Source organism: Streptomyces sp. NPDC079020 (assembly GCF_044542225.1).
GTDB lineage: Bacteria > Actinomycetota > Actinomycetes > Streptomycetales > Streptomycetaceae > Streptomyces.
Genome location: NZ_JBITUB010000008.1, coordinates 417,237 through 440,543, shown reverse-complemented (window position 1 = coordinate 440,543; position 23,307 = coordinate 417,237). Strand labels below are relative to the sequence as shown.

Annotated in this window: 17 protein-coding genes and 1 tRNA gene; 17 read left to right on the top strand and 1 reads right to left on the bottom strand. The window is 69.2% G+C overall.

What is annotated here, in order from left to right; translation table 11 throughout:
* The first annotated feature begins 408 nt into the window (after nucleotides 1-408).
* From ACIGJO_RS19970 to ACIGJO_RS19895, 16 genes are all read left to right on the top strand, one after another.
* Nucleotides 409-1,713, top strand: a complete 1,305-nt coding sequence (locus ACIGJO_RS19970; protein ID WP_399959711.1) for an extracellular solute-binding protein — start codon at nucleotides 409-411, stop codon at nucleotides 1,711-1,713.
* A gap of 2 nt (nucleotides 1,714-1,715) precedes the next feature.
* Entirely contained in the window at nucleotides 1,716-2,699 is a 984-nt protein-coding gene (locus ACIGJO_RS19965; RefSeq protein WP_399959709.1) for a carbohydrate ABC transporter permease, read from the top strand.
* 92 nt (nucleotides 2,700-2,791) lie between these two features.
* Nucleotides 2,792-3,622, top strand: a complete 831-nt coding sequence (locus ACIGJO_RS19960; protein ID WP_399959764.1) for a carbohydrate ABC transporter permease — start codon at nucleotides 2,792-2,794, stop codon at nucleotides 3,620-3,622.
* Nucleotides 3,623-3,626: 4 nt separating this feature from the next.
* Entirely contained in the window at nucleotides 3,627-5,324 is a 1,698-nt protein-coding gene (locus tag ACIGJO_RS19955; protein WP_399959707.1) for a beta-N-acetylhexosaminidase, read from the top strand.
* 305 nt (nucleotides 5,325-5,629) lie between these two features.
* A complete protein-coding gene (locus tag ACIGJO_RS19950) occupies nucleotides 5,630-6,526 on the top strand; it encodes an FAD binding domain-containing protein (RefSeq protein WP_399959705.1) in 897 nt (298 codons plus the stop codon).
* Nucleotides 6,523-8,550, top strand: coding sequence for a (2Fe-2S)-binding protein (locus ACIGJO_RS19945; RefSeq protein WP_399959703.1), 2,028 nt, complete (start codon nucleotides 6,523-6,525; stop codon nucleotides 8,548-8,550). Before ACIGJO_RS19950 ends, ACIGJO_RS19945 begins: the two co-directional genes overlap by 4 nt.
* Complete coding sequence (locus ACIGJO_RS19940) at nucleotides 8,547-8,669, top strand: hypothetical protein (protein WP_399959701.1); 123 nt, start codon at nucleotides 8,547-8,549, stop codon at nucleotides 8,667-8,669. Before ACIGJO_RS19945 ends, ACIGJO_RS19940 begins: the two co-directional genes overlap by 4 nt.
* Nucleotides 8,666-11,014: a xanthine dehydrogenase family protein molybdopterin-binding subunit gene (locus tag ACIGJO_RS19935; protein ID WP_399959699.1), complete on the top strand. Its 2,349-nt coding sequence runs from the start codon at nucleotides 8,666-8,668 to the stop codon at nucleotides 11,012-11,014. The genes ACIGJO_RS19940 and ACIGJO_RS19935 overlap by 4 nt, the downstream gene beginning before the upstream one ends.
* Before the next feature lie 116 nt (nucleotides 11,015-11,130).
* Nucleotides 11,131-11,634 (top strand): hypothetical protein, encoded by a 504-nt coding sequence (locus ACIGJO_RS19930; protein WP_399959697.1) that lies wholly within the window; start codon nucleotides 11,131-11,133, stop codon nucleotides 11,632-11,634.
* Between the two features lie 71 nt (nucleotides 11,635-11,705).
* Nucleotides 11,706-13,133: a WXG100 family type VII secretion target gene (locus ACIGJO_RS19925; protein WP_399959695.1), complete on the top strand. Its 1,428-nt coding sequence runs from the start codon at nucleotides 11,706-11,708 to the stop codon at nucleotides 13,131-13,133.
* 27 nt (nucleotides 13,134-13,160) lie between these two features.
* Entirely contained in the window at nucleotides 13,161-14,576 is a 1,416-nt protein-coding gene (mycP, locus tag ACIGJO_RS19920; protein ID WP_399959693.1) for a type VII secretion-associated serine protease mycosin, read from the top strand.
* A 1,037-nt stretch (nucleotides 14,577-15,613) separates the two neighbouring features.
* Nucleotides 15,614-16,012 carry a hypothetical protein gene (locus tag ACIGJO_RS19915; RefSeq protein WP_399959691.1) on the top strand — a complete coding sequence of 133 codons (399 nt, stop codon included), beginning with the start codon at nucleotides 15,614-15,616 and terminating at the stop codon, nucleotides 16,010-16,012.
* Complete coding sequence (locus ACIGJO_RS19910; protein WP_399959689.1) at nucleotides 16,012-16,662, top strand: hypothetical protein; 651 nt, start codon at nucleotides 16,012-16,014, stop codon at nucleotides 16,660-16,662. The genes ACIGJO_RS19915 and ACIGJO_RS19910 overlap by 1 nt, the downstream gene beginning before the upstream one ends.
* A 781-nt stretch (nucleotides 16,663-17,443) precedes the next feature.
* Nucleotides 17,444-17,878, top strand: coding sequence for a hypothetical protein (locus ACIGJO_RS19905; protein ID WP_399959687.1), 435 nt, complete (start codon nucleotides 17,444-17,446; stop codon nucleotides 17,876-17,878).
* Nucleotides 17,879-17,895: 17 nt separating this feature from the next.
* The gene (locus ACIGJO_RS19900) at nucleotides 17,896-20,238 is read left to right on the top strand and encodes a hypothetical protein (protein ID WP_399959685.1); all 2,343 of its coding nucleotides are present in this window, start codon (nucleotides 17,896-17,898) and stop codon (nucleotides 20,236-20,238) included.
* A 100-nt stretch (nucleotides 20,239-20,338) separates the two neighbouring features.
* Nucleotides 20,339-20,989 (top strand): hypothetical protein, encoded by a 651-nt coding sequence (locus ACIGJO_RS19895; protein WP_399959683.1) that lies wholly within the window; start codon nucleotides 20,339-20,341, stop codon nucleotides 20,987-20,989.
* Between the two features lie 196 nt (nucleotides 20,990-21,185).
* Here the strand turns inward: ACIGJO_RS19895 and ACIGJO_RS19890 are convergent.
* Nucleotides 21,186-21,257, bottom strand: a tRNA-Cys gene (locus ACIGJO_RS19890).
* A 209-nt stretch (nucleotides 21,258-21,466) separates the two neighbouring features.
* Between ACIGJO_RS19890 and ACIGJO_RS19885 the strand changes: the two genes are divergently transcribed.
* Nucleotides 21,467-22,963: an MFS transporter gene (locus ACIGJO_RS19885; protein ID WP_399959681.1), complete on the top strand. Its 1,497-nt coding sequence runs from the start codon at nucleotides 21,467-21,469 to the stop codon at nucleotides 22,961-22,963.
* Nucleotides 22,964-23,307: the final 344 nt, after the last annotated feature.

The following is a 23,307-nucleotide window of genomic DNA, read 5'->3' as shown; positions in this document are numbered from 1 at the left end:
CAGCCTCGCAGCCTCGCAGCCTCGCAGCCTCGCAGCCTCGCAGCCCCCGGCCCCCGGCCCCCGGCCCGGCAGCCCCGGGCGCCCGGCAGCCCCCCCCCGCGCGCCCGGCGTGTGTGCGCGGCTTGTGCGCGGCTCGTCTCCCGGGGTGCCCGGAGTGCGCCCGCGCGCCCGGCCCGGTGCGGCGCCGGATGTCCGGGGCGGCCTCCGGTGGATGGCCGGTATCGCTGCCCCGCGAGAGGCGCGCGGGAGCTCCCGTGCGAGGCCGCGCGTTGCACGGGCTGCACCCGCGGGTCACAGAGTGGTAGAGACCACTTGTCGGCGCGAAAGTCCGGACCTACTCTCCTGCCAGTTGTGCAGAACGAAACGCCCGTTGCGCGTGTTGCAACGGCCGATCGGTAAGGGTTCCTTATGAAGCTTTCTGCCCGAATTGCTGCTCCCGCGGCGGCACTTGTGCTGGCGGGCCTCACCGCCACCGCCTGCGCGCCGCAGACGTCCGACACCAGTGCGAAGGGTGACGAGAAGACCGGCACCCTGCGCGTCTGGCTGTTCCAGGAGGTCGGCAACAAGCCCAAGGAGAAGGTCGTCGACGCGGCCGTGGCCGACTTCAGGAAGAGCCACAAGGACGCGAAGGTCGAGATCGAGTACATACCCGTCGACACCCGCGCCCAGCGGATCAAGGCGGCCTTCAACGACCCCAAGAGCGCGCCGGACCTCATCGAGTACGGCAACACCGACACGGCCGGATACGTGAAGGACGGCGGACTGGCCGATGTGAGCGCGGAGTTCGCCGCCTGGGACGAGGCCAAGGACACCGACCCGACCGCCAGGCAGTCCGTCACCGTCGGCGGCAAGGTCTACGGAGCCCCGCTCTTCGTCGGCGTACGCGCGCTCTACTACCGCACCGACGTCTTCAAGGACCTCGGCATCGACGCCCCCAAGTCCCAGGCCGAGCTGATCTCCACCGCCAAGAAGATCCACAAGGCGAAGCCCGACCTCTACGGCCTCGCGGTCGGCGGCGCCTACACCTACGGTGCGATGCCGTTCATCTGGGCGAACGGCGGCGAACTGGCCGGGGAGAGCGGCGGTACGTACACGTCGGCCATCAACAGCGACAAGGCCCGCAAGGGCATCGAGGCCTACACCTCGCTCTTCGGCGACGACAACTGCCCGGCCGCCAAGTGCGCCTCCATGGGCGGCAACGCCACCGTCACCGCCTTCGCCTCCGGCAAGGCGGCCATGGCGATCGGCGGCGACTTCAGCCACGCGGCGGTCGAGGCGGGCTCGGTCAAGGGCAAGTACGCCGTGGTGCCGCTGCCCGGCGTGGCCGAGGGCTCCATCGCCCCCGCGTTCGCCGGCGGCAACAACATCGGCGTGCTCAAGAGCAGTTCGCACCGCACCCTCGCCGTCGACCTGATGAAGTCGCTGACCGGGAAGAAGACCCAGGCGGAGCTGTTCGACGCGATGGGCTTCCTGCCGACGTACACCGACGTGCTGGACAACGCCGCGAAGAAGCAGCCGTTCGTCGCCCCCTTCGTCCGGACGCTGGGCGCGGGCGCCAAGTTCGTACCCGCCTCGGCGGGCTGGGCGCAGATCGACGCCTCGCTGATCCTGCCGACGATGTTCCAGGAGGTCGTCAGCGGCCGCAAGGACGTGGCACAGGCCTCGGACGACGCGGCGAAGAAGATGGACGCGGCGTTCACCGCCGCGGGCTGACGATGACCACGGACACCACGGAGTACAAGAACTCCGGCCGGACCGGGGCGTCCGGGCGCGGCGGCCCCGCGGCCGCCCGCCCGCCCCGGCGACCCCGCTCCTCGCCCACCCGGCGCCCCGGCTGGACCCCCTGGCTCTATCTGCTGCCCGCGCTCGTCCTGCTGGCCGGGCTGCTGGTCTACCCGATCTACCAGCTCGGCCTGATCTCCTTCCTGGAGTACACCCAGGCCCAGGTCAGCGGTGGCGAACCGACCACCTTCAAGGGCCTCGGCAACTACGCGACCCTCTTCGACGACGGCCAGTTCTGGCAGGTGCTCCTCGCCACCGTGGTCTTCGCCACGGCCTGTGTGCTGGCCACTCTGCTGGTCGGCTGCGCCCTCGCCGTCCTGCTGACCCGCATCCGCGCCCTGCCCCGGCTCGCACTGATGATGGCCGCGCTGGGCGCCTGGGCGACGCCCGCGATCACCGGCTCCACGGTCTGGGTCTTTCTCTTCGACCCCGACTTCGGACCGGTCAACAAGGTGCTGGGGCTGGGTGACTTCTCCTGGACGTACGGGCGCTACAGCGCCTTCGCCCTGGTGCTCCTCGAAGTCCTCTGGTGCTCGTTCCCGTTCGTCATGGTGACCGTGTACGCGGGCATCCGGGCCATCCCCGCCGAGGTGCTGGAGGCCGCTTCGCTGGACGGTGCCTCCCAGTGGCGCATCTGGCGTTCCGTCATGGCGCCGATGCTGCGCCCGATCCTGATCGTCGTCACCATCCAGTCGATCATCTGGGACTTCAAGGTCTTCACCCAGATCTACGTCATGACCAACGGCGGCGGCATCGCGGGCCAGAACCTGGTGCTGAACGTGTACGCGTACCAGAAGGCGTTCGCGTCCTCGCAGTACAGCCTCGGATCGGCGATCGGCGTCGTGATGCTGGTGATCCTGCTGGCCGTCACGCTGGTCTATCTGCGCCTCGTACGGCGCCAGGGGGAGGAACTGTGAGCCCGACCACCGCCGCCACCGACACCACCGCCGTCACCGCGTCCGCCGCCGCTTCCCGCCCCGCCTCCGCGGGTGCCCGGCTGCGCACGGTCATGCGGGTCCGCCGGCCGCGCCGGCTGGCGGCCGAGGCGGCGGCCCTCCTGATCGCCGCCGCCGTCGCCTTCCCGCTGTACTGGATGGTGCTCTCCGCCGTGAAACCGGCCGGCGAGATCCAGTCGGCCGAGGCCCGTCCCTGGACGCTGTCCCCGTCGCTCGACTCGTTCCGCCGGGTCTTCGAACAGCAGGACTTCGGCCGCTACTTCCTCAACAGCCTGATCGTCGCGGGCACGGTCGTGCTCGCGTCCGCGCTGATCGCGTTCCTGGCCGCCACGGCCGTGACCAGATTCCGGTTCCGCTTCCGCACCACCCTGCTGATCATGTTCCTGGTCGCGCAGATGGTGCCGGTCGAGGCGCTGACCATCCCGCTGTTCTTCCTGATGCGGGACTTCGGACAGCTGAACACCCTGGGCTCGCTGATCCTGCCGCATCTCGCCTTCTCGCTGCCGTTCGCGATCTGGATGCTGCGCGGCTTCGTCAAGGCGGTCCCGGAGGCGCTGGAGGAGGCCGCGTACATCGACGGGGCGAGCCGCACCCGCTTCCTGTGGCAGATCCTCTTCCCGCTGGTCTTCCCGGGCCTCGTGGCGACGAGTGTCTTCTCCTTCATCTCGACCTGGAACGACTTCCTCTTCGCCAAGTCGTTCATCATCAGCGACACCTCCCAGTCGACGCTCCCGATGGCGCTGCTGGTGTTCTTCAAACCCGACGAGAACGACTGGGGAGGGATCATGGCAGCCTCGACGGTGATGACCATTCCCGTGCTGGTCTTCTTCGTACTCGTACAGCGACGCCTGGTCTCGGGACTGGGCGGAGCGGTTAAGGACTGACGTCATGCCCATGGACCTGATCCCGGCGCCCCGGAACACCCGTGGGGCGGGGCGGCCCGGATTCGCTCCGGACCGGGACACCACCATCACCGCGGCACCCGGCACCGAGAACACGGCCCGCTGGCTGCGCACCACGCTCGGGGCCGCGTTCGGCCTGCCACTGGCGCCGCGCGCGGGCAGCGCGACGGGCGCCGACGGCGCGGCGGGCCCCGGCAGTGCGCCGGGCGCGGAGAGCACCACCCGCGCCGGGAACACCGTCGAGCTGCTCATCGACCCGGACCTGGAGCCCGAGGGCTACCGGCTGTCCGTCACCCCCGGACACGGCATCCGCGTCACCGGCGGCAGCGCCGCGGGCGTCTTCTGGGGCGCGCAGACACTCCGCCAGCTGCTGGGCCCCGAGGCCTTCCGGCACGCCCCGGTGAGCGCGGAACCGGACCTGGAGCTCCCCGCACTGGAGATCGAGGACGGTCCCCGCTTCTCCTGGCGCGGCCTCATGCTCGACGTCTCACGGCACTTCATGCCCAAGGACGACGTCCTGCGCTATCTCGACCTCCTCGCCGCCCACAAGCTGAACGTCTTCCACTTCCACCTCACCGACGACCAGGGCTGGCGCGTCGAGATCAAGCGTCACCCCCGCCTCACGGAGGTCGGCTCCTGGCGCTCCCGCACCAAATACGGCCACCGGGCCTCCGAGCTGTGGGACGAGACCCCGTACGGCGGCTACTACACGCAGGACGACATCCGCGAAATCGTCGCGTACGCCGCCGAGCGGCATATCAGCGTCGTCCCCGAGATCGACATCCCCGGCCACTCGCAGGCCGCCATCAGCGCGTACCCCGAACTGGGCAACACCGACGTCATCGACACCACCACCCTCTCCGTCTGGGACACCTGGGGCATCAACCCGAACGTACTCGCCCCCACTGACAGCACCCTGCGCTTCTTCGAGGGCGTCTTCGAGGAGATCCTGGAGCTGTTCCCGGCCACGACCTCGCCGTTCATCCACGTCGGCGGCGACGAGTGCCTGAAGGACCAGTGGCGGAAGTCCCCGACGGCCCAGGCCCGGATCGCCGAACTCGGCGTGGCCGGCGAGGACGGGCTCCAGGCCTGGTTCATCGGACACTTCGACACCTGGCTCACCGAGCGCGGCCGCCGCCTCATCGGCTGGGACGAGATCCTCGAAGGCGGCCTTCCCCAAGGTGCCGCCGTCTCCTCGTGGCGCGGCTACGCGGGCGGCGTCGCCGCCGCCGAGGCCGGGCACGACGTCGTGATGTGCCCCGAGCAGCACGTCTACCTGGACCACCGTCAGCACGGCGGCCCCGACGAGCCGATGCCGATCGGGTTCATCCGGACCCTGGAGGACGTCTACCGCTTCGAGCCCGTACCGCCGGGCCTCTCCGAGGAGGCGGCCCGTCACATCCTGGGCACCCAGGCCAATGTGTGGACCGAGGTCATGCAGAACCGGGCCCGTGTCGACTACCAGGTCTTCCCGCGCCTCGCGGCCTTCGCGGAGGTCGCGTGGTCGGCGCTGCCCGCCTCCGCCGACCGGGATTTCACGGAGTTCGAGCGCCGTATGACCACCCACTACGCCCGGCTCGACGCCCTCGGCGTCGACTACCGCCCGCCGGGCGGCCCGTTGCCCCGGCAGCAGCGCCCCGGCATCCTCGGACGCCCGCTGGAGGGTCCGCCGCCGAACGTCTGAGTCACCCTGCCGGGCGGTTTCCGGACCGTCGGGTTGCCCGCGCCCGCGTGAATTTCACGCGGGCGCGGGGCGTGCGGAACGAACCGTGCAAGTCGCACAGGACTCGCCGAAGAGTGGCAATTCACACTCTGCGTCAAACAGGTGCGAAAGCGGATTTTCCCCCTGGTCAGGGACGGATGCGTCCTTCGTGGACCCTCGCGTCGGTCCGGTCGGAAGATGTGCCAGAGTTGCCACGTCCGGGCTGTGAGCACGTACCGTACGGCGGAACAGGCGGACTGCCGGGACACCGGGAAGGGGCAGCTGGGTTGACCACGCACGCACCGCAGGCGATGCAGTCGGTGACGCTGCCGGCCTCGTTGGACGAGGCCGTGGCGGCACTCGGCGCCATGCCCGCCGCAGTTCCGGTCGCCGGTGGCACGGACCTGATGGCGGCCGTCAACAAGGGGCTGCTGCGCCCCTCCGGACTGGTCGGTCTCGGCCGGATCAGCGAACTGCGCGGCTGGCACTACCAGGACGGTCACGCGCTGCTCGGCGCCGGCCTCACCCACGCACGCATGGGACGGCCCGACTTCGCCGCCCTCATCCCCGCGCTCGCCGCGTCCGCGCGCGCGGCGGGCCCGCCCCAGATCCGTAACGCCGGAACGCTCGGCGGCAACATCGCCACCGCCGCGCCGACCGGTGACACCCTGCCGGTCCTCGCGGCCCTGGAGGCCGAACTCGTCATCGCGGGCCCCGGCGGAGCCCGCCGCGAGATCCCGGTCTCGCACCTGCTGGCCGGCCGCGAGATGCTCGAACCCGCCGAGCTGGTCGGCTTCGTCCGCGTACCGCTGCTGCACGCCCCGCAGGTGTTCCTGAAGGCGACCGGCCGCACCGGACCGGGCCGCGCCACTGCCTCCGTCGCGATCGTCCTGGACCCGGCCCGGCGCGGTGTGCGGTGCGCGGTCGGCGCCATCGCGCCGATGCCGCTGCGCCCGCTGGAGGCGGAGCACTGGATCGCCTCGCTGATCGACTGGGACGGCGAACGCGGGCTGGCCCCCGACGCGCTGGCCGCCTTCGGCGAGTACGTCGCCGCGGCCTGCATCCCGGACCAGGTACCACCGGACGACGGGGGAGAGGCACCACCGCTGTCCCCGGCCGTACTGCACCTGCGGCGTACCGTCGCCGCACTGGCCCGACGCGCGCTGGGGAGGGCACTGTCGTGAGCAATGAGGAAAACCCCGGACAGCAGGGGCACTCCGGCGGGCCCGACCCGCGGTACGGGGCCTGGCAGCCGACCCCGCAGAGCGGCGAGTACGACGCCGACGCGACCGCGTTCGTCCACCTGCCGCCGGAGGACCTGGCCAACATCCCGCTGGCCGCGCCCGGCCACGGGTTCGTACCGCCGATGATCCTGCCGCTCACCCCGGCGGTGGGCCTGGACCCGGCGGCGACGGGCAGCTGGGTCGTGCAGACCCAGGCCCAGCAGGAGCAGGCCGAGGCGAGGGCGCAGGACCAGGCCCCCGGCGCCGTGCACTGGCCGGACCCGAACCAGCAGGGCCTGCAGAACCAACAGGGTCTCCAGAACCAGCAGGGCTTCCAGAACCAGCAGGGCCTGCAGAATCTGCCGGACGGGCGGAGCACGCTGGACGAGCGGCGCATGCGCGAGGAACAGCGCATGCACGACGAGCAGCGCATGCACGACGAGCAGCGCATGCACGACGAGCAGTACCTGCGCGCCCAGCAGCACCTGTCGGGTCACGGGAATCAGCCGGACCGGCAGGGTTTTCCGGACCAGCAGAGCCTTTCGGACCAGCACGGCCGGTCCGATCAGCACGGCCTGCCTGACCAGCGCGGACTGGCGGACCAGCACGGACTGCCTGACCAGCATGGCCTGGCGGATCAGCACGGCCTGTCCGACCCGTACCTGTCGCCGTATCAGGACACCTCGCACTCGACGGCCCAGTGGAACTTCAGCGAGATCACGGGCGAGCCCCCGGCGGCCGCGGCGGAGCCGGAGTCCATCGAGCCCGTGGGCCACACCGGCGAGTGGACGATCCCGGTGGCGGACGGGGACCTGCCGGACGAGTCGGGCGAGTTCCTGGCCTCGGCGCAGGCACCCCAGTGGTACGCGGACAGCGCGCCTCCGGCCACGCTGCCGGGCGGCGCCCCCGCACCGTGGGCGACACCGGAGACCCCGGCTGCGGAGCCCGAGGCCACCTCAGCCTCCGCGGCCTCCATCGAAGCGGCCACCTCCGCCTCCGTCGAACCGGCCACCGCGGCCGAAGTGGCCGCCACGGCCGAGCCGTCCGCCGAGCCGTCCGCGTCCGGCCCCGTTGACCACGGGCACATCGACGCGCAGGCCCCCGCCGGTGGGTCCGCCGACGTGCTCACCGACGCGCCGCTCGACGCCCACGCCGAAGAGTCCGCCGGAGAGTTCACCGAGGCGGTCGCCGAAACCGTCGCCGGAACGCCCGCCGAAGAGGCCGCGGAAGCTGCCTCCGGAGCCGCCGCCGAGGAGAGCGCCGAAGCGGCCGCCGATACGGCCACCGAGCCGGTGACCGAACCGGCCGCGGACCCGACGTCGGGCCCGGCTGGGGACCCGACCGGGGAACCGGCCGTCGAAGCCGCGGTCGAGGGTCTCAGCGAGCACCCCGCAGCTTCCTACCTCCTGCATGTGAATGGTGCCGACCGCCCGGTGACCGACGCCTGGATCGGCGAGTCCCTGCTCTACGTGCTCCGCGAACGCCTCGGCCTCGCCGGTGCCAAGGACGGCTGCTCGCAGGGCGAATGCGGAGCCTGCAACGTCCAGGTCGACGGCCGTCTCGTCGCCTCCTGCCTGGTCCCCGCGGCCACGGCGGCGGGGAGTGAGGTCCGTACGGTCGAGGGCCTCGCCGTCGACGGCGAGCCGTCCGACGTGCAGCGGGCACTCGCCCGTTGCGGGGCGGTCCAGTGCGGCTTCTGCATCCCCGGCATGGCCATGACCGTCCACGACCTGCTGGAGGGCAACCACGCCCCCAGCGAACTGGAGACGCGCCAGGCACTCTGCGGCAACCTCTGCCGCTGCTCCGGCTACCGGGGTGTGCTCGACGCCGTGGCCGAGGTCGTGGAGGCCAGGGAAGCGAGCGCGGAAGCGGCCGGGACCGCCGCGCACGACCACGACGAGGACGAAGCGCGTATTCCGCACCAGGCCGCGCCCGGTGCGGGCAGTGTCCGCATGCCCCACCCGCACGAGGGAGGCGCGCTGTGAGGCACGCACGCGGACCCGCCGCACAGCACCACGACGCCACCCCACAGCACCACGACGCCACCCCACAGGTCACCATCTGCTGCCGCCGCAGCGGGGCGAACGACAAGGAGGCGGCGTGAGCAGCGACGCAGCCACCGCGGCCAACGCGACCAGCACCAGCCTGCCCAGGATCGACGCCGCGGGCAGCGGTCCCGGCCCGGACGAGGAGAAGCCCGCGCTCGGCCTCGGCGTCTCGCTCCCGCCCGCCGACACCCGTGCCAAGACCGAGGGCACCTTCCCGTACGCGGCAGACCTGTGGGCCGAGGGCCTGCTGTGGGCGGCCGTGCTGCGCTCGCCGCACCCGCACGCCCGGATCCTGTCCGTCGATGTCTCCGCCGCGGCGGAGATGCCGGGGGTGCGGGCCGTCATCACGCACGAGGACGTCCCCGGGGACAGCGCCTACGGCCGCCGGGTCGTCGACCGCCCGGTGTTCGCGTCCGACCTGGTACGCCACCACGGTGAGCCGATCGCCGCGGTCGCCGCCGACCACCCGGACACCGCACGCCTGGCCGCGGCGGCGATTGCCGTCGAGTACGAGGTCCTGGAACCGGTCACGGACCCGGAGAAGGCGTTCGTCGCCGAGCCCCTGCACCCCGACGGCAACCTCATCCGCCATATCCCGCTGCGCTACGGCGACCCGGAGGCGACCGGCGAGGTCGTCGTCGAGGGTCTCTACCGCATCGGCCGCCAGGACCCGGCCCCGATCGGCGCCGAGGCCGGGCTCGCGGTGCCCCGCCCCGACGGCGGCGTGGAGATCTACACGGCCTCCACCGACCCGCACACCGACCGTGACCTGGCCGCCGCCTGCTTCGGCCTCCCGGCGGACCAGGTGAAGATCGTCGTGACCGGCGTCCCCGGCGCGACCGGCGACCGCGAGGACCCCGGCTTCCAGATCCCGCTCGGCCTGCTCGCCCTGCGCACCGGCTGCCCGGTGAAACTGGCCGCCACCCGCGAGGAGTCCTTCCTCGGCCACGCCCACCGCCACCCGACGCTGCTGCGCTACCGTCACCACGCGGACGCCGAGGGCCGGCTGGTCAAGGTCGAGGCCCAGATCCTGCTGGACGCGGGCGCGTACGCCGACTCCTCGTCCGAGTCCCTGGCCGCGGCCGTGGCCTTCGCCTGCGGCCCGTACGTCGTACCGCACGCCTTCATCGAGGGCTGGGCGGTCCGTACGAACAACCCGCCCTCCGGCCATGTGCGCGGCGAGGGCGCGATGCAGGTCTGTGCCGCGTACGAGGGCCAGATGGACAAGCTGGCCGCCAAACTCGGCGTGGACCCGGCGGAACTGCGTCTGCGCAACGTTCTGTCCACCGGCGACATCCTGCCCACCGGCCAGACGGTGACCTGCCCGGCCCCGGTGGAGGAACTCCTCGGTGCCGTACGGGACTTCCCGCTCCCCGTGCTGCCCAAGGACGCCCCGGAGGACGACTGGCTGCTTCCCGGCGGCCCCGAGGGCGCGGGCGAGCCCGGGGCCGTACGCCGGGGTGTCGGGTACGCCCTCGGCATGGTGCACATGCTGGGCGCCGAGGGCACGGACGAGGTCTCCACGGCCACGGTCCGGGTCCACGACGGCATCGCCACGGTCATCTGCGCGGCGGTGGAGACCGGCCAGGGGTTCACCACGCTGGCCCGCCAGATCGTCCAGGAGACCCTGGGCATCGAAGAGGTCCACGTCGCCTCGGTCGACACCGACCAGCCCCCGGCGGGCCCGGCGACGCACGGCCGCCACACCTGGGTGTCGGGCGGTGCGGTGGAGCGGGCCGCCAAGATGGTCCGCACCCAGCTCCTCCAGCCGCTGGCCCACAAGTTCGGGATGTCCACCGAACTGCTCCAGATCGCCGACGGCAAGATCACCTCGTACGACGGCGTCCTGTCCACGACGGTCGCGGAGGCCATGGACGGCAAGGAACTCTGGGCCACCGCCCAGTGCCGCCCGCACCCCACCGAACCGCTCGACGATTCCGGCCAGGGCGACGCGTTCGTCGGCCTCGCCTTCTGCGCGATCCGCGCCGTGGTGGACGTCGACATCGAGATCGGCTCGATCCGTGTGGTCGAGATGGCCGTCGCCCAGGACGTGGGCCGGATCCTCAACCCCGCCCAGCTGGCCATCCGTATCGAGGCGGGCATCACCCAGGGCATCGGCGCGGCCCTCACGGAGAACCTCCGGACCGCCCGTGGCCTGATCCGCCACCCCGACCTCACGGGGTACGCACTTCCGACGTCCCTGGACGCTCCGGACATTCGCATCGTCAAACTGGTCGAAGAACGCGACGTGGTGGCCCCCTTCGGCGCCAAGCCCGTCTCGGCCGTACCCGTCGTGACCGCCCCCGCCGCGGTGGCCGCCGCAGTCCGATCGGCGACCGGCCGCCCGGTCAACCGCCTGCCCGTCCGGCCCCAGGCGGCGGTGGCAACGCCCAAGTCCTGACTGTCCAATTGATGATGTGATTCGCATTGCACGTGCAACCCAGGGATGCGAGTTGTCAGTGATGCTGACTACAGTGATGCCCAAAGCTGTAGCCAGCTGTAAACGGGGAGGGTGCTGTGGAGCCGACTGAGGCTGCCGTGGCGGGGTTCGCGGCGATGCCGTTCGGATCGATCATCGGGGCCGCGCACAGCGCGGTCGGGGAACTGGTCACCGAACTGTCGTCATTCACGAAGTTCCGCGACCGTATCGACGAGCTGCTGACGGACCTCAAGACGTCCCCCGCCGGCCCGAACAAGCTGGGTGAGGACCCGGTGACCAAGAGCCAGTTCGGCGACCCCGGCTGGGCCGAGGCGACCGGCCTCTACGCGACGTACAACACGGTCATCACCGAGCTGGAAACCCTGTCGAAGCTGCTCTCGGACTCCATCGAAGGCATGGGCATCGCGGTCCTCGCCTCCCACAACGGCTACGAGAACCTGGACATCGACATCCGGCGCCGCATGCTGGCGATCAGCAAGGACGCGACCGAGCACTACGGCGGTGCCTACGACCCGACGAAGCACGACGGCAAGCCGACACCGGCGCCCACGTCCACCGAGTCCACCGGCGACGGCATCTGATGACAACGACGATCACAGGCATGACACGGGGATAACGGGGGCTGGATATGGGAACGACGTCATTCGAAGGCATGTCGCATGAGCAGATGCTGGCCTGGCTCGACCAGGCGAACAGCGGGGCTGTCCAGGGGGCGGCCGACCGTCTGCTGAGCGCGGCCACGGAGATCCGCAAGATCGCGGAAGACCTGAAGATCCGCCCGCAGATGGTGGAGTGGAAGGGCGAGGGCGCGGACGCCTTCCGTACCTGGAGCGCGGACCTGGCCAACTCGACGCTGCGCCTGGGCGACTACAGCGAGGGCGCGTCGAAGTGGCTGGCCCGCGCCTCCGACGCGATCGCCACAGCTCAGGTGGCGATCCCCCGCACCCACGCCGGCGCGGCAGCCAACCTGGCAGCGGCCAAGGAAGCGCGCAACGACCCGGACGCGTCGGCGGTCGCACGCGAGGCCGCGGACACCTTGATCGCGAACAAGGAGGCGAACCGCCAGGAAGCGGCCGCGCAGATGCGGAAGCTGGCGGAGTCGTACGCGTTCTCGTCATCGCAGATGAAGGGCATGGAGAAGCCGGCATTCCCGCCGCCGCCGGCGGCGATCTCTGCACCACCCGAGGAAGGGCGTGGGCAGTACGAGAATGTCGGCCGTGGCATAGGGGCGGCTGTCGGCAGCGCTGGGCACGTTTCAGGCCCGCAGGCCCCCGGCCCTGAAGGTCCAGGCAGCGTTACTGCGCCGCCGATCTCTGGTGACACGCCCACGCCCACGGTCCCGGTTCGTCCCACCGTGGAACAACCGGTCGACATGGGGATCGACAGTGTGGCCACGCTTCCGGACCCTTCGACTCTCCCCCCGACCACCACGCCGAGCGTTCCGAGTCCGGGCAGGCCCGAAACCGGCCTTCCGACGTCGCCCACGGTGTTTCCCAACGTCGGACCCGTCGCTCCGCCCACGACGAGCGGAGGTGGCCGTGGGCTGCCCAAGGGCATACGGCCTCCCATGCCTCCGGTGGGACCGACGAATGTCAACGGTCCCGGTGTCCGGCCTCCTGGTCCCAGCATTGTCGGCGGACGTCAAGTGCCGCAGAACCCTGGCCGCCCGATGGGCGGCCTCCCCCGCAGCCCGGTGATCGGGAACGAGGGAACGCACGCCGGCCGTACTCCGATGGGTCACGGCCCAGGTATGGGCGGCACCAGTGCTGGCCAGAATGGCATTGTCGGCGGCCGGCGTCTCGCCGGTGAGGCGGGCGGCATGGTGGGCGGTCGCCCGCAGCAACCCGGGCATGCCAACGCACGCCCGTTCACGCCCGGAGGCACGGGTTTGGTGCGAGGAGGCACGTCGCCTGAAGGCGGCCGCGGCACCGGCCAGTTCGGACGAGGGGGCGCAGCGGCTGCGCAGCGCCCCGGGGAGCCGCGTCGGAATGAGGGTGCTGACCGACCCGACTACCTCACTGAGGACGAGGAAACCTGGCAGCAGGGCAGCCGCCGCATAGTTCCGCCGGTTATCGACTGACCAGTAATAACCTGGAAAAGGGATCAGATGCTTACCAGTAAGAGCAGTGCGGGAGCGGCCCGCTTTCGTACCGCGATTTCCGTTACGCTCGGGCTTTTGCTGGTAGGTGCTGCATCCGCCCCGGCACATGCAGAAACTGTGCGCTCCAAGCAGTGGCATCTTGATGCCATGCAGGCCGAGAGTATGTGGAAGGTGAGCACCGGGAAGGGTGTCACTGTTGCTGTCATCGACTCGGGAGTCGATTCCTCCAATGGTGATCTTCGAGGTCAGGTAGTCAAGGGGCTCAATCTGGAGAAGGACATTCCAGGGGATGAGTTCGACGATTACAACGGCCACGGTACGGGCATGGCGGGCATCATCGCCGGTACAGGTGAGAGTTATGGTGGGGACGGCGCCTTTGGTCTCGCTCCCGGGGTCAAAATTCTTCCGATCCGTATGCCGAAGTCCACGGATGCGGCCAACCAAGCTGCATCCGATCGAGAGTTCAGCCGGACGGCTCCTCAAGCCATCCGATTTGCTGTTGACCACGGGGCTAAAATCATCAACATTTCCTTGGGGAGGCAAACTAATTCACAGGCTGTGTCGGATGCTGTGAAGTATGCGCTGAACAAAGATGTGTTGATCTTTGCGGCCGTCGGGAACACCGGCGACTCCGCAAATTTGATGGAATATCCTGCTGGGGCGCCTGGGGTAGTTGGGGTCGGCGCCATCGGCAGAGATCTCAAGAAGACGAAAGAATCGCAATTCGGACCGCAGGTGGATCTCGCTGCACCCGGTGAAGAAATGATCTACGCCTGTGCGGGCAAAACAGGTGTGTGTAAGGGGCATGGCACCAGCGACGCAACTGCCGTTGCCTCTGCCTCGGCCGCTCTGATCTGGTCCAAGCACCCTGACTGGACCAATAATCAGGTCCTGCGGGTCATGCTGAACACGGCCGGTGGCCCGGTCAGTGGTGACGAGCGCACGGATGCCATCGGTTACGGCATTGTCCGTCCCCGTGTCGCGCTGAAGACCCCCGGCGACCCCGGCCCCGCCGACGAGTACCCGCTTCCCGACCTGGCCGCAGCCGAGAACGCGTCTCCTTCCGCCAAGCCTTCGAAGCCCACGGGGAGTTCCGAGCAGGACGACAAGCCCGCCGCTGCCGCTCCGTCGACCGATGAAGGCGGCGGCAGTAGCACGGGCCTCTGGATCGGCCTCGGCGTCGGAGCCGCTGCTCTCATCGGTGCGGGTGTGGCGGTGGTGGCGGTACGGTCGCGTCGTCGAAAGGCAGCCGCCTCGCCGTCGGCCGCGCCTTACCCGCCGCAGTACCCGGGGCAGGCCCCGCCCGCATACCCGCAGCAGCCGCAGGCACAACCTCCTTATCAGGGCTACGCGCCGCCGCAGAATCCTCCTGGCTCGAACCCGCCTTACGGCGGCGCGTCCGGTCAGGACCGCCACACCTGAGGTCCGTCGGATTGCTCCCGTTGTGCCAGCAGTAGCCACGGGCGCAGGATTTGGGAACGGAAGCGGGCGAAGAATCCGGAGCGGAGGGGAGACGGCGTGTTCGGTGACTATCCGCAGACAGTAGGAACCGTGCCCGAGAGGCGGTGCGGTGGCTTTCACCGCAGCGCTCTCGTGGTGTCGGCACTGCTCTTCGGCGTTGTTGGGTGCAGCGACGAAGCCCCGGAATCATCGGCCGACTAAAAAGTGGGCGCTGGGACCCTCGGTCTGGGAGAAGTTGCGTCGATCGGCACAGGATTCTCGTACCTTCAGTTTGTCTGTAGCGCTGAGAAGTTGGTTGGATCTGCCGAATCGCCGGCGCACATCGCAGTCTCTGTGAACCGAGAGCGTAAGCCTGAAGGATCGACGGCAGAACTGCGAAAGCCTCAGGCGAAAGTGGTCCATTCGGTTTCCCTGGCCCCGGTGCAAGCACTCTCTTGCACAGGCGAGGGAGAGCTCGAAGCAGACCCTGCAGACGTGTTGATGTAGCCATCTCCACCTCTGGCGCGAGTGGTACGGGGCCGTGCCCGCCCCGTACCACTCGCGCCTTCGCCGTTGGCCGAGCCGACGGTCGCCTGCACGGTGAGGTCAGGGCCACTCCACGGATGGCTGGGAATGCCACGTCCGGGTTTGATGCTGCCGCCGATTGGGCGCGACAGAACATGAGGTCGCCAGACTTCGTCAACCCAGCCACGCCAGCACTTTGGCTTTTGTTCGTTCAGGCTGGAAAGCTCCGTCTGTGGCGGGTCGCCGAACAGTGAGCCGCTAGCGTGGGCGTCATTGAGAGCGGGGCCAGCAGGCTTCGGTGACATCCGGGATCGATAACGGGAATTCCGTGACGTTCGACTCGGAATGGGCAACGCTTCGTGCCGAATCGATGCAGCGGGTCGATATGCGGCTGAACGGAGCACGCGTCTGAAGACGTTGCTGGACGCGTGTGCGCAGATTTCGAATCACCTCAATTACACGACGTCGTCGCTGAGGAGCTGAAGAATCTGGCTATGGAGAAGAATGCGGAATGGTGGAAGTGTGGCGTCAACAGTGGCGTCGCTGGGGTGATCGGTGTGGGCTCGGCCGTAGGGCTCGGTCCGACTGCGGGCGTCGTAGCGGTGACGGCTGTACCGCTCGTCATGGAAACAGTGGGAGGTGCGGTCAATACCCAATATGCCACTCAAACCTTGCAGTGTTTGAAGGACGCCGAGTACAAAAATGATGACGAGGCGCTCACCGGCATCGGACGGAATGATAAGCAGGGGAAAGCCAGCGCAGTAGCACCGATTCTTCAGTATGTGAACTCCGTAGGAATGACCTTGGGTGAGAAGCGTGCACTCCTGGCCGATACGGAGACGTATGACAACAACGGTGTCGTGGCGGCCTGCCGGCTGATGAAGGTCAACTGATGACGATGCGCGCTTCCTTGTCGGCAATGGCCTCTGCCGCGCTCTTCGGTGCGCTTGCGCTCTCGGGCTGTTCGCAGAGTGCTGAGAGCAAAGGCGCCGTTCCCGCGGATCTCCCACGCTGCGAGCAGATTCTGGGCAAGCAGAACGTTCGAGATGCGGTCGAAGCCATGGGGAAGGGGGATCTTGTGGTCAGCTCCCGCCTCCCGGCGAAAAAGTTGGCAGCACTTCTCTCCCGTGAGTCGAAGGCATCGGATGCGGAGGACCTTCTGCACCACTCTTACCGCGCCTGCCGTGTCACCATGCTGGAGAGGGAGGAAGGGGGCGCTGTCGTCGTGGAAGCCACGGTCAAGTGGTCCGTCCTGCTTCTGGACGGGATGACCGAGCCAAAGTATGCCGAGACCTGGCGCAAGGTGAACGAACAGGTCTTCGTCGAGACCCGGCGGAATGGGTCGGGCATGAGACTGCTCGTCGCATGTGGTCTGCCGGGTGCCGCGGACGGCCAACTGCGGGCGCCCCTTGAGATGGAGGTGAGCGACCCGGGGTTCGATCCGGCTCTGCGCGGGAAGCTGCTGACGACGTTTGCCCGTTCCCTCACGGATGCTCTGGCGTGCACCAACGTGCCCGAGATCCCCCTCGCTTTGTCCGCGTGAGGATGCCGCACAGAGCCAACAGTGCCGCGAACGTGACGTGCCGGTCTGAGAAGAGTTGATCGAAGTGTGTGGGTCGTCTTTTCCGGGCCGTCGGTGAAGGCGGGGGAGGCCGTTGTCGGCGGTACGTCCTCGACCGGCGTCCTGGAGGGGCCGCGGACCGGGTGGTCGTGGCGATCAAGAAGGGACATGCGTCCGGACGCAGGTGGGTGCCCGGCGAAGAGCCTTGCGGCATGCGTACCAAGGGTGTCGATTCTCGGAAAGCGACCACGGTGTCCTTCCCTATGTACGTGCCGGATGCTGTGGGCGATCCGAGTAGCCCTGAGAGAACTCGACGGGTTCCGCTGGGCAGGGAAGTGGTAGCCGGTCCTACTGTGTGCGCGGCGGCGCCCGGGTCCAGGGGAGTGGCACTTCGGCAGGCGCCGGTGGTGGGCGGTCGGTTGTGGCGACTGGTGGGGCGAGTCGGCCGCCGCCCGGTTGCCGCGCGCCGTGCGCGCCGCCCCTCGCCGGCGACTGCGGTGACTGGCCCGCGGTGGCCCGTACCTTCCCCGGAAGGTGAGCCGGCCGTGGGGCCTTCCGTGGATCGAACCCGCTCCGGGGGAAGGCGGCGCGCCGGTGAACCGTCCTCGGAATGGGAACCGGTCTGCCTGAATTTATGCGTTTGGGGGCGGAAAGTGCTCTCATCCTGAGGTGACTCGGCTGAAACTGAGCCGCTAGCGTGGGCGTCATTGAGAGCGGGGCCGGCAGGCTTCGGTGGCATCCGGGATTGAGTACGGGGGATTTCGTGACGTTCGACTCAGAATGGGCAACGCTTCGTGCCGAATCGACGCAGCGGGTCGATATGCGGCTGAATGGTGTGCCGGCGGAGCCGGGTGGCCCTGGTGGGCCGGTCGTTGCGGATCTCGCGGTGAACAAGGACAACCTGGGTGCTGTCGGGCATGAGGCGTACGGTCTGCGGACCCGGGTGTCGAAGGATGGTGATCATGCCCGTCCTTCGACGTTCGACGCGGCCATCGCGCTCACGAACGGGAACTTCGAGAGCGGGTCGGGGCTTTTGAAGGTCCATGACCGGTGGAACACGCATCTGAAGACCTTGCTGGACGCGTGTGCGCAGATTTCGAATCATCTCAATTACACGACGTCTTCGCTTCAGAAGGATGATGTGCAGATCGCCGGGGATCTGATCTCGGTTTCCAAGCTGAACGAGTATCTGAAGTAATCCCCGGGGGATATGACGTGCTGAAGTACGAGGACATTGTCGATGCGCCGGTGGTCAAGCTCCAGACGGCGGTGACCGACTGGGCGGAGATGGTCACCAAGCTGGACAAGCTGGCCACGGACGCCAATGACGGGATGAAGACCAAGGCGGACAAGGCCGAGTGGGAGGGCGAGAACGCCGGGATCACCAAGGCGTTCATCGCCAAGACCGCCAAGGAGTTCAAGGACGCCGCGGCGGAGGCCAAGGGGGTCAAGCAGATCCTGGAGGACGCCCACACGGCCATCAAGAAGGCCAAGGACGACCTGGTGAACATCCGGGACGTCGAGGGACGCGAGGCCGGAATCCATGTCGATGCCAAAGGTGTGGTGACCGCCCGGCATCCGCTGGAGAAGGACAACACCGCACGGCACGACCCGGACTACTCCGAACTCCTGCGCAAGCAGAAGGAGTCCATCGAGGCCTGGCAGAAGAAGATCGACCTGATCGTCGACAACGCCAACGACACAGATGTGGCCTTCAAGAACGCGCTTGAGGCCAACGTCACCGAGGGCAACGACTTCAGCGCCCCGAAGTACCAGAACCTCGACCAGGAGGAAGCGGCCCGCGCCGCGGACCTGGCCGCCAAGGGCCGCGACATCAGTCACACCGAGCTCGCGGCGCTCAATGAACTCCTGCACGACAACAGCAAGTCGCCGGAGTTCTCGAAGAACTTCTACGAGAAGCTCGGCCCGGAGAAGGCCCTCGCGTTCTTCGGGCAGCTCTCGACCGACACGTACGACTACGGCAAGGTCGACAAGGAGCGCCTCAAGGACGTCCAGGATCTCCAGAAGAACCTGGGCCTCAACCTGGCCACCGCCTCGCAGGACCCCAAGTTCACGGCCGAGTGGGGGCCGGAGCTGCGCAAGCTCGGCACCGAGCGCGTCCCGCTGGCCAAGTACGACAGCAACGGGCCGTTCGGCTACCAGCTGCTCGGCGGCATCATGCGGTACGGGAACTACGACCCGAAGTTCCTCAACCCGATCGCCGAGCACGTGGCGCAGCTGCACCAGAAGGACCCGTACATGTTCGCCGAGAACAAGCAGGTGAACAGCCCGTTCAAGAACCCGTTCAACCCGTCCGGGGTGAACGGTTCCGGTTACGACCCGTCGGTGGCCATGCTGGAGGCGCTGGGGCACAGCCCGGAGGCGTCGAAGCAGTTCTTCACCGATCCGCCGACCGCGTACAACGAGGACGGCACCGTCAACAAGGGTGCGACGGCCGACCTCGGCAAGAAGGACGGCCAGGCGGTCGACAACTACCTCGATTTCTTCGGGAACGAGAAGTGGGAGTCCTACGGGGACGTCGACTCGCTCGACCCGGACGAACTCAAGCGGTCGCTCAACTACATGCCGGACGCCCTGGGGCATGCCCTGGAGTCGGCGACCCTCGGTTATCCGTACGACAGCCCGGACGCCACCGTCGCACGGGATGCGGACAACGCCGATGTCATGCGTCAGGTGATGGAGAAGTACGGATCGGACGCGGGCCTGCTCAAGCAGCAGGAGGCGATGGCCGACAGCCTCGGGAACATGGGCGCGGGCTACATCGACGACATCAACTGGTCCCTGGACAAGAACAACCCGGACAGCGTGTTCGCGCCGACGAAGAACCCCGAGGGACACCTCGACTTCTCCGACCTCGCCAGCCAGGACGGTGGCCGGGATGCCGCACGCGGCTTCCTCAGCGCTCTGGGGCAGCACCCCGACGCGTACGCCACCGTCTCCAAGGCGGAGCAGATCTACACCACGAGTGTCCTGGAGGCGCAGTACCAGGACGGGAACATCAAGGAGGGTGCCGCCCGGTCGGCCGTGCATGTCGGCGCCGAGGTGCAGGGCATGCTCGACCAGTCGCGGGCCGACCAGGTCGAGGCGACGAACCTCAAGACCCACGAGGAGTACGAGAAGGCCGTGGCCAAGCGGGCCGGCTGGGTGGAGTTCGGGGCCGGTGCGGCGGTCGCCGCGGGTGTCGCCTTCCTCCCGGTCACCGCGGCCGTGGGAACGGCGGCCATTCTCATCCCGCTGGCCACGGACACGGCGAGCGGGGCCGCGGAACAGCTCATCGGTCAGGTCGTCGGCGACATCTCCGACAACTCCGTGGACAAGAACAAGGACAAGGTCGACGAACTCACCCGGGAGGAGAAGACCAAGGTCTACTCCTCCGGTGAATCGATGGCCGAGGCCCCCATGGAGAAGTTCATGGCCCTGCACCACATCGACATCAACAGCGATCTGGGCCAGGACCTCAAGGAAGCGATGCGGATCGGGTACGGGACCGGGAACGACCGCGAGAACCAGCAGGGCAACGACCCCGAGACCGGCTGACGCCACGGGTGCGGGGAGACGAGGGCTGTTCCGCCGCGAACCGCGGGACGGCCCTCGGGCGGAAGGACCGGTGAGGAAGGACGTGGGTCGGGTGCGCATGATGAGGACGCTGTCCGTGATCGGGCTGGTGATGACCGTCGGGGCGGGCGCGGTGGCGTGCGGCTCCGGGACGGAGGAATCGGAGGAATCGCCGTATGTGGGCGCCGGGGAGGTGTGCGGGGGTGTGTTCTCCGGTCCGTTGGAGAAGACCCTCGAAACCGTCACGGGCGCCACGTCCTTCGACCGGTCGGACGGCAAGGGCCTGGACCGGGTGGCCGAGGCGGTCAGGAAGGGCCACGAGTCGGGCCGCAGCTGGGCGACGGGCGCCGACCTCTGTGTCCTGGGCGCGGAAGGCGCCGGCCATCGCGACGACATCAAGATCAATTTTTCGCTCTACGCGCCGCAGGATCTGGGTGACACCCAGCTTCGCGGGGGCGCCCGTATGTTCTCCATGGGCAAGGAGGCCACGGCGGGGCCTGTCGGGGCCCGCATCAATTTCGAATGCGTCAGCCCGCAGCTCGACGGTTCGAAGGACCGGCCCGCGCGTATCAAGGGGGGCTTCGGGAACGCCAAGGACCGTGGACCCGCCCCGGAGAACCTGGCAGCCAATCTGACCCTCGCCCATGCCGCGTCCCTCGCCGTCGCCGAGAAGCTCGGATGCGAGGACAGCGGCGGTCTGCCGAAGAAGCCGGACCTTCGGCCCCTGCCGTAGACCGGCTCCCCTGCCGTGTACCGGCTCTCCCGCCGCGGACCGGTCCATGGCGGGAGAGCCGGGCGCCGGGCTTCCCCGGCGGGCCCCGTGGACCCGTCACGTGCCGGAAGGGCCGCCCCCGCGGGGGCGGCCCTTCCGGTGGATCCCGTAAAGCGGCGGGATCCCGCGAGCGGTGGATCCCGTACAGCTGAACCGGAGACCGTGACCGGATTCGAACCGGTGTAACTCGAGTTGCAGTCGAGCCCCTGAGCCTCTCGGGCACACGGTCGGGGTGTGGCGCGTCGTGCGTCGTGCTGTTCCTTGTTCTGATGTCGACCGTAGAGCGGGCGGGGGTGGCACTCAAGAGGTGGGGGCGCGCCGCAATACGACTGCCATACGCCGTTCATGACCGGAGCCGCCCGGCCTACGACCAAGGGATGAGGCCGGGGTGGTACATCGACAGGGTTCAAACCGTTTCGTGCCCCTTACTCTTGGGCCATGACCGCCCTCGAACCCCGTGACGCCGACGTCGCGCCCCCCGTGCAGCACCACATATCGGACCCGACGCCGGACCGGGTCTCCGACGGGCCCGTCGGAGACCCGGGCGAAGGGGTCCTCGGGCGGACCTACCGGGCGCTCAGCATCGGCATCGTCTCCGTCGTCCTCCTCATCGCGTTCGAGGCGACCGCCGTCGGTACCGCCATGCCGGTCGCCGCGCGGGAGCTGAACGGCATTCCGCTGTACGCGTTCGCGTTCTCCGCGTACTTCACCACCAGCCTGTTCGCCATGGTGCTCTCCGGGCAGTGGGCCGACCGGCGCGGGCCGCTCGGGCCGCTCGCCACCGGGATCAGCGCCTTCGCCGTCGGTCTGCTGCTCTCCGGTGCCGCGAGCAGTATGTGGATCTTCATCGCGGGCCGGGCCGTCCAGGGCCTCGGCGGCGGGTTGGTGATCGTCGCCCTGTACGTGGTCATCGGGCGGGCCTACCCGGAGCGGATCCGGCCCGCGATCATGGCCGCGTTCGCGGCGAGCTGGGTGATCCCCTCCGTCGTCGGACCGCTCGCCTCCGGAACGGTGACCGAGCACCTCGGCTGGCGCTGGGTCTTCGTCGGCATCCCCGTGCTCATCGTCTTCCCGCTGGCTCTCGCGCTCCCCGCGATCCGGCGCATGGCCGCCGGGCCGGCGGACCCGGACGCGCCCGTCGCCCCGTACGACCGCCGTCGCATCCGGCTGGCGCTCGGTATCTCGGTGGGTGCGGCGCTGCTCCAGTACGCGGGGCAGGAGCTGAACTGGTTCGCCCTGCTGCCGGCCGCGGCTGGGGTCGCGCTGCTGGTTCCGGCCGTACGCGGACTGCTCCCGGCCGGTACGGTGCGGGCGGCGCGCGGGCTGCCCGCGGTGGTGCTGCTGCGCGGGATCTCCGCCGGTTCGTTCATCGCCGCCGAGTCCTTCGTACCGCTGATGCTGGTGACCCAGCGCGGGCTGACCCCGACCATGGCCGGGCTTTCGCTCGCCGTCGGCGGTGCGACCTGGGCACTCGGTTCGTACGTGCAGTCCCGGCCGCGTCTGGAGGTGCACCGCGAGCGGCTCATGGTGACCGGCATGGTGCTCGTCGCCGCGTCGATCGCCGTCGCGCCCTCGGTGCTCATCGAGGCCGTGCCCGTCTGGATCGTCGCCGTCGCCTGGGCCTTCGGCTGCTTCGGCATGGGCATGGTGATCGCCTCGACGAGCGTGCTGCTGCTGAAGCTGTCGGCCCCCACGGAGGCCGGATCAAACTCCGCCGCGCTCCAGATCTCGGACGGCCTGTCGAACGTCCTGCTGCTGGCCGCCGGAGGCGCCGCCTTCGCCGCGCTCGGCGGCGGGGCGATGGGGGCGGCGCACGGGGCGGTGGAGGCGGGAGCGTCCGGCTCCCACCCGGCGGCGTTCGCCGCGGTCTTCCTGCCGATGGCGGGGGTGGCGCTGGTGGGGGCGTGGGTGGCGGCCCGGGTGCGGGTGAAGTGACGCACCGGTTCGTACCGCGCGGCATCCGGGCCCGACCTGTGGCACAACGCCGCGGCTCTGATGGAGTCACCGGCGCGCGACCACGCGCCGCCGTGCGACCACGCGCCGGTGGGCGGGAAATCGAGGCAACTGCGGCAATCGGGGCAACCGCAGCAACCGCGGCAGCAAGCGCCTCGCCCCGTGCGCGACCGCCGGGGCTTCCCGCACAAGAACGGGCATCCGCCGAACGCGAGCCTTGATGTGGCGTTCCGGGCTCTTCTGCCTGGCGGAGACGTTCGTGCCGGGTGTGTGCCGGGCGTGTGCCGGGCGTGTGCCCGGCGTGTGCCGGGCGCTCCGGACATGCC

Bases quoted from the DNA above. Each gene is read 5' to 3' on its own strand.
- ACIGJO_RS19970 (WP_399959711.1), top strand. From the start codon at position 409: ATGAAGCTTTCTGCCCGAATTGCTGCTCCCGCGGCGGCACTTGTGCTG.
- ACIGJO_RS19965 (WP_399959709.1), top strand. From the start codon at position 1,716: ATGACCACGGACACCACGGAGTACAAGAACTCCGGCCGGACCGGGGCG.
- ACIGJO_RS19960 (WP_399959764.1), top strand. From the start codon at position 2,792: ATGCGGGTCCGCCGGCCGCGCCGGCTGGCGGCCGAGGCGGCGGCCCTC.
- ACIGJO_RS19955 (WP_399959707.1), top strand. From the start codon at position 3,627: ATGCCCATGGACCTGATCCCGGCGCCCCGGAACACCCGTGGGGCGGGG.
- ACIGJO_RS19925 (WP_399959695.1), top strand. From the start codon at position 11,706: ATGTCGCATGAGCAGATGCTGGCCTGGCTCGACCAGGCGAACAGCGGG.
- mycP (WP_399959693.1), top strand. From the start codon at position 13,161: ATGCTTACCAGTAAGAGCAGTGCGGGAGCGGCCCGCTTTCGTACCGCG.
- ACIGJO_RS19915 (WP_399959691.1), top strand. From the start codon at position 15,614: ATGGAGAAGAATGCGGAATGGTGGAAGTGTGGCGTCAACAGTGGCGTC.
- ACIGJO_RS19910 (WP_399959689.1), top strand. From the start codon at position 16,012: ATGACGATGCGCGCTTCCTTGTCGGCAATGGCCTCTGCCGCGCTCTTC.
- ACIGJO_RS19895 (WP_399959683.1), top strand. From the start codon at position 20,339: ATGAGGACGCTGTCCGTGATCGGGCTGGTGATGACCGTCGGGGCGGGC.
- ACIGJO_RS19885 (WP_399959681.1), top strand. From the start codon at position 21,467: ATGACCGCCCTCGAACCCCGTGACGCCGACGTCGCGCCCCCCGTGCAG.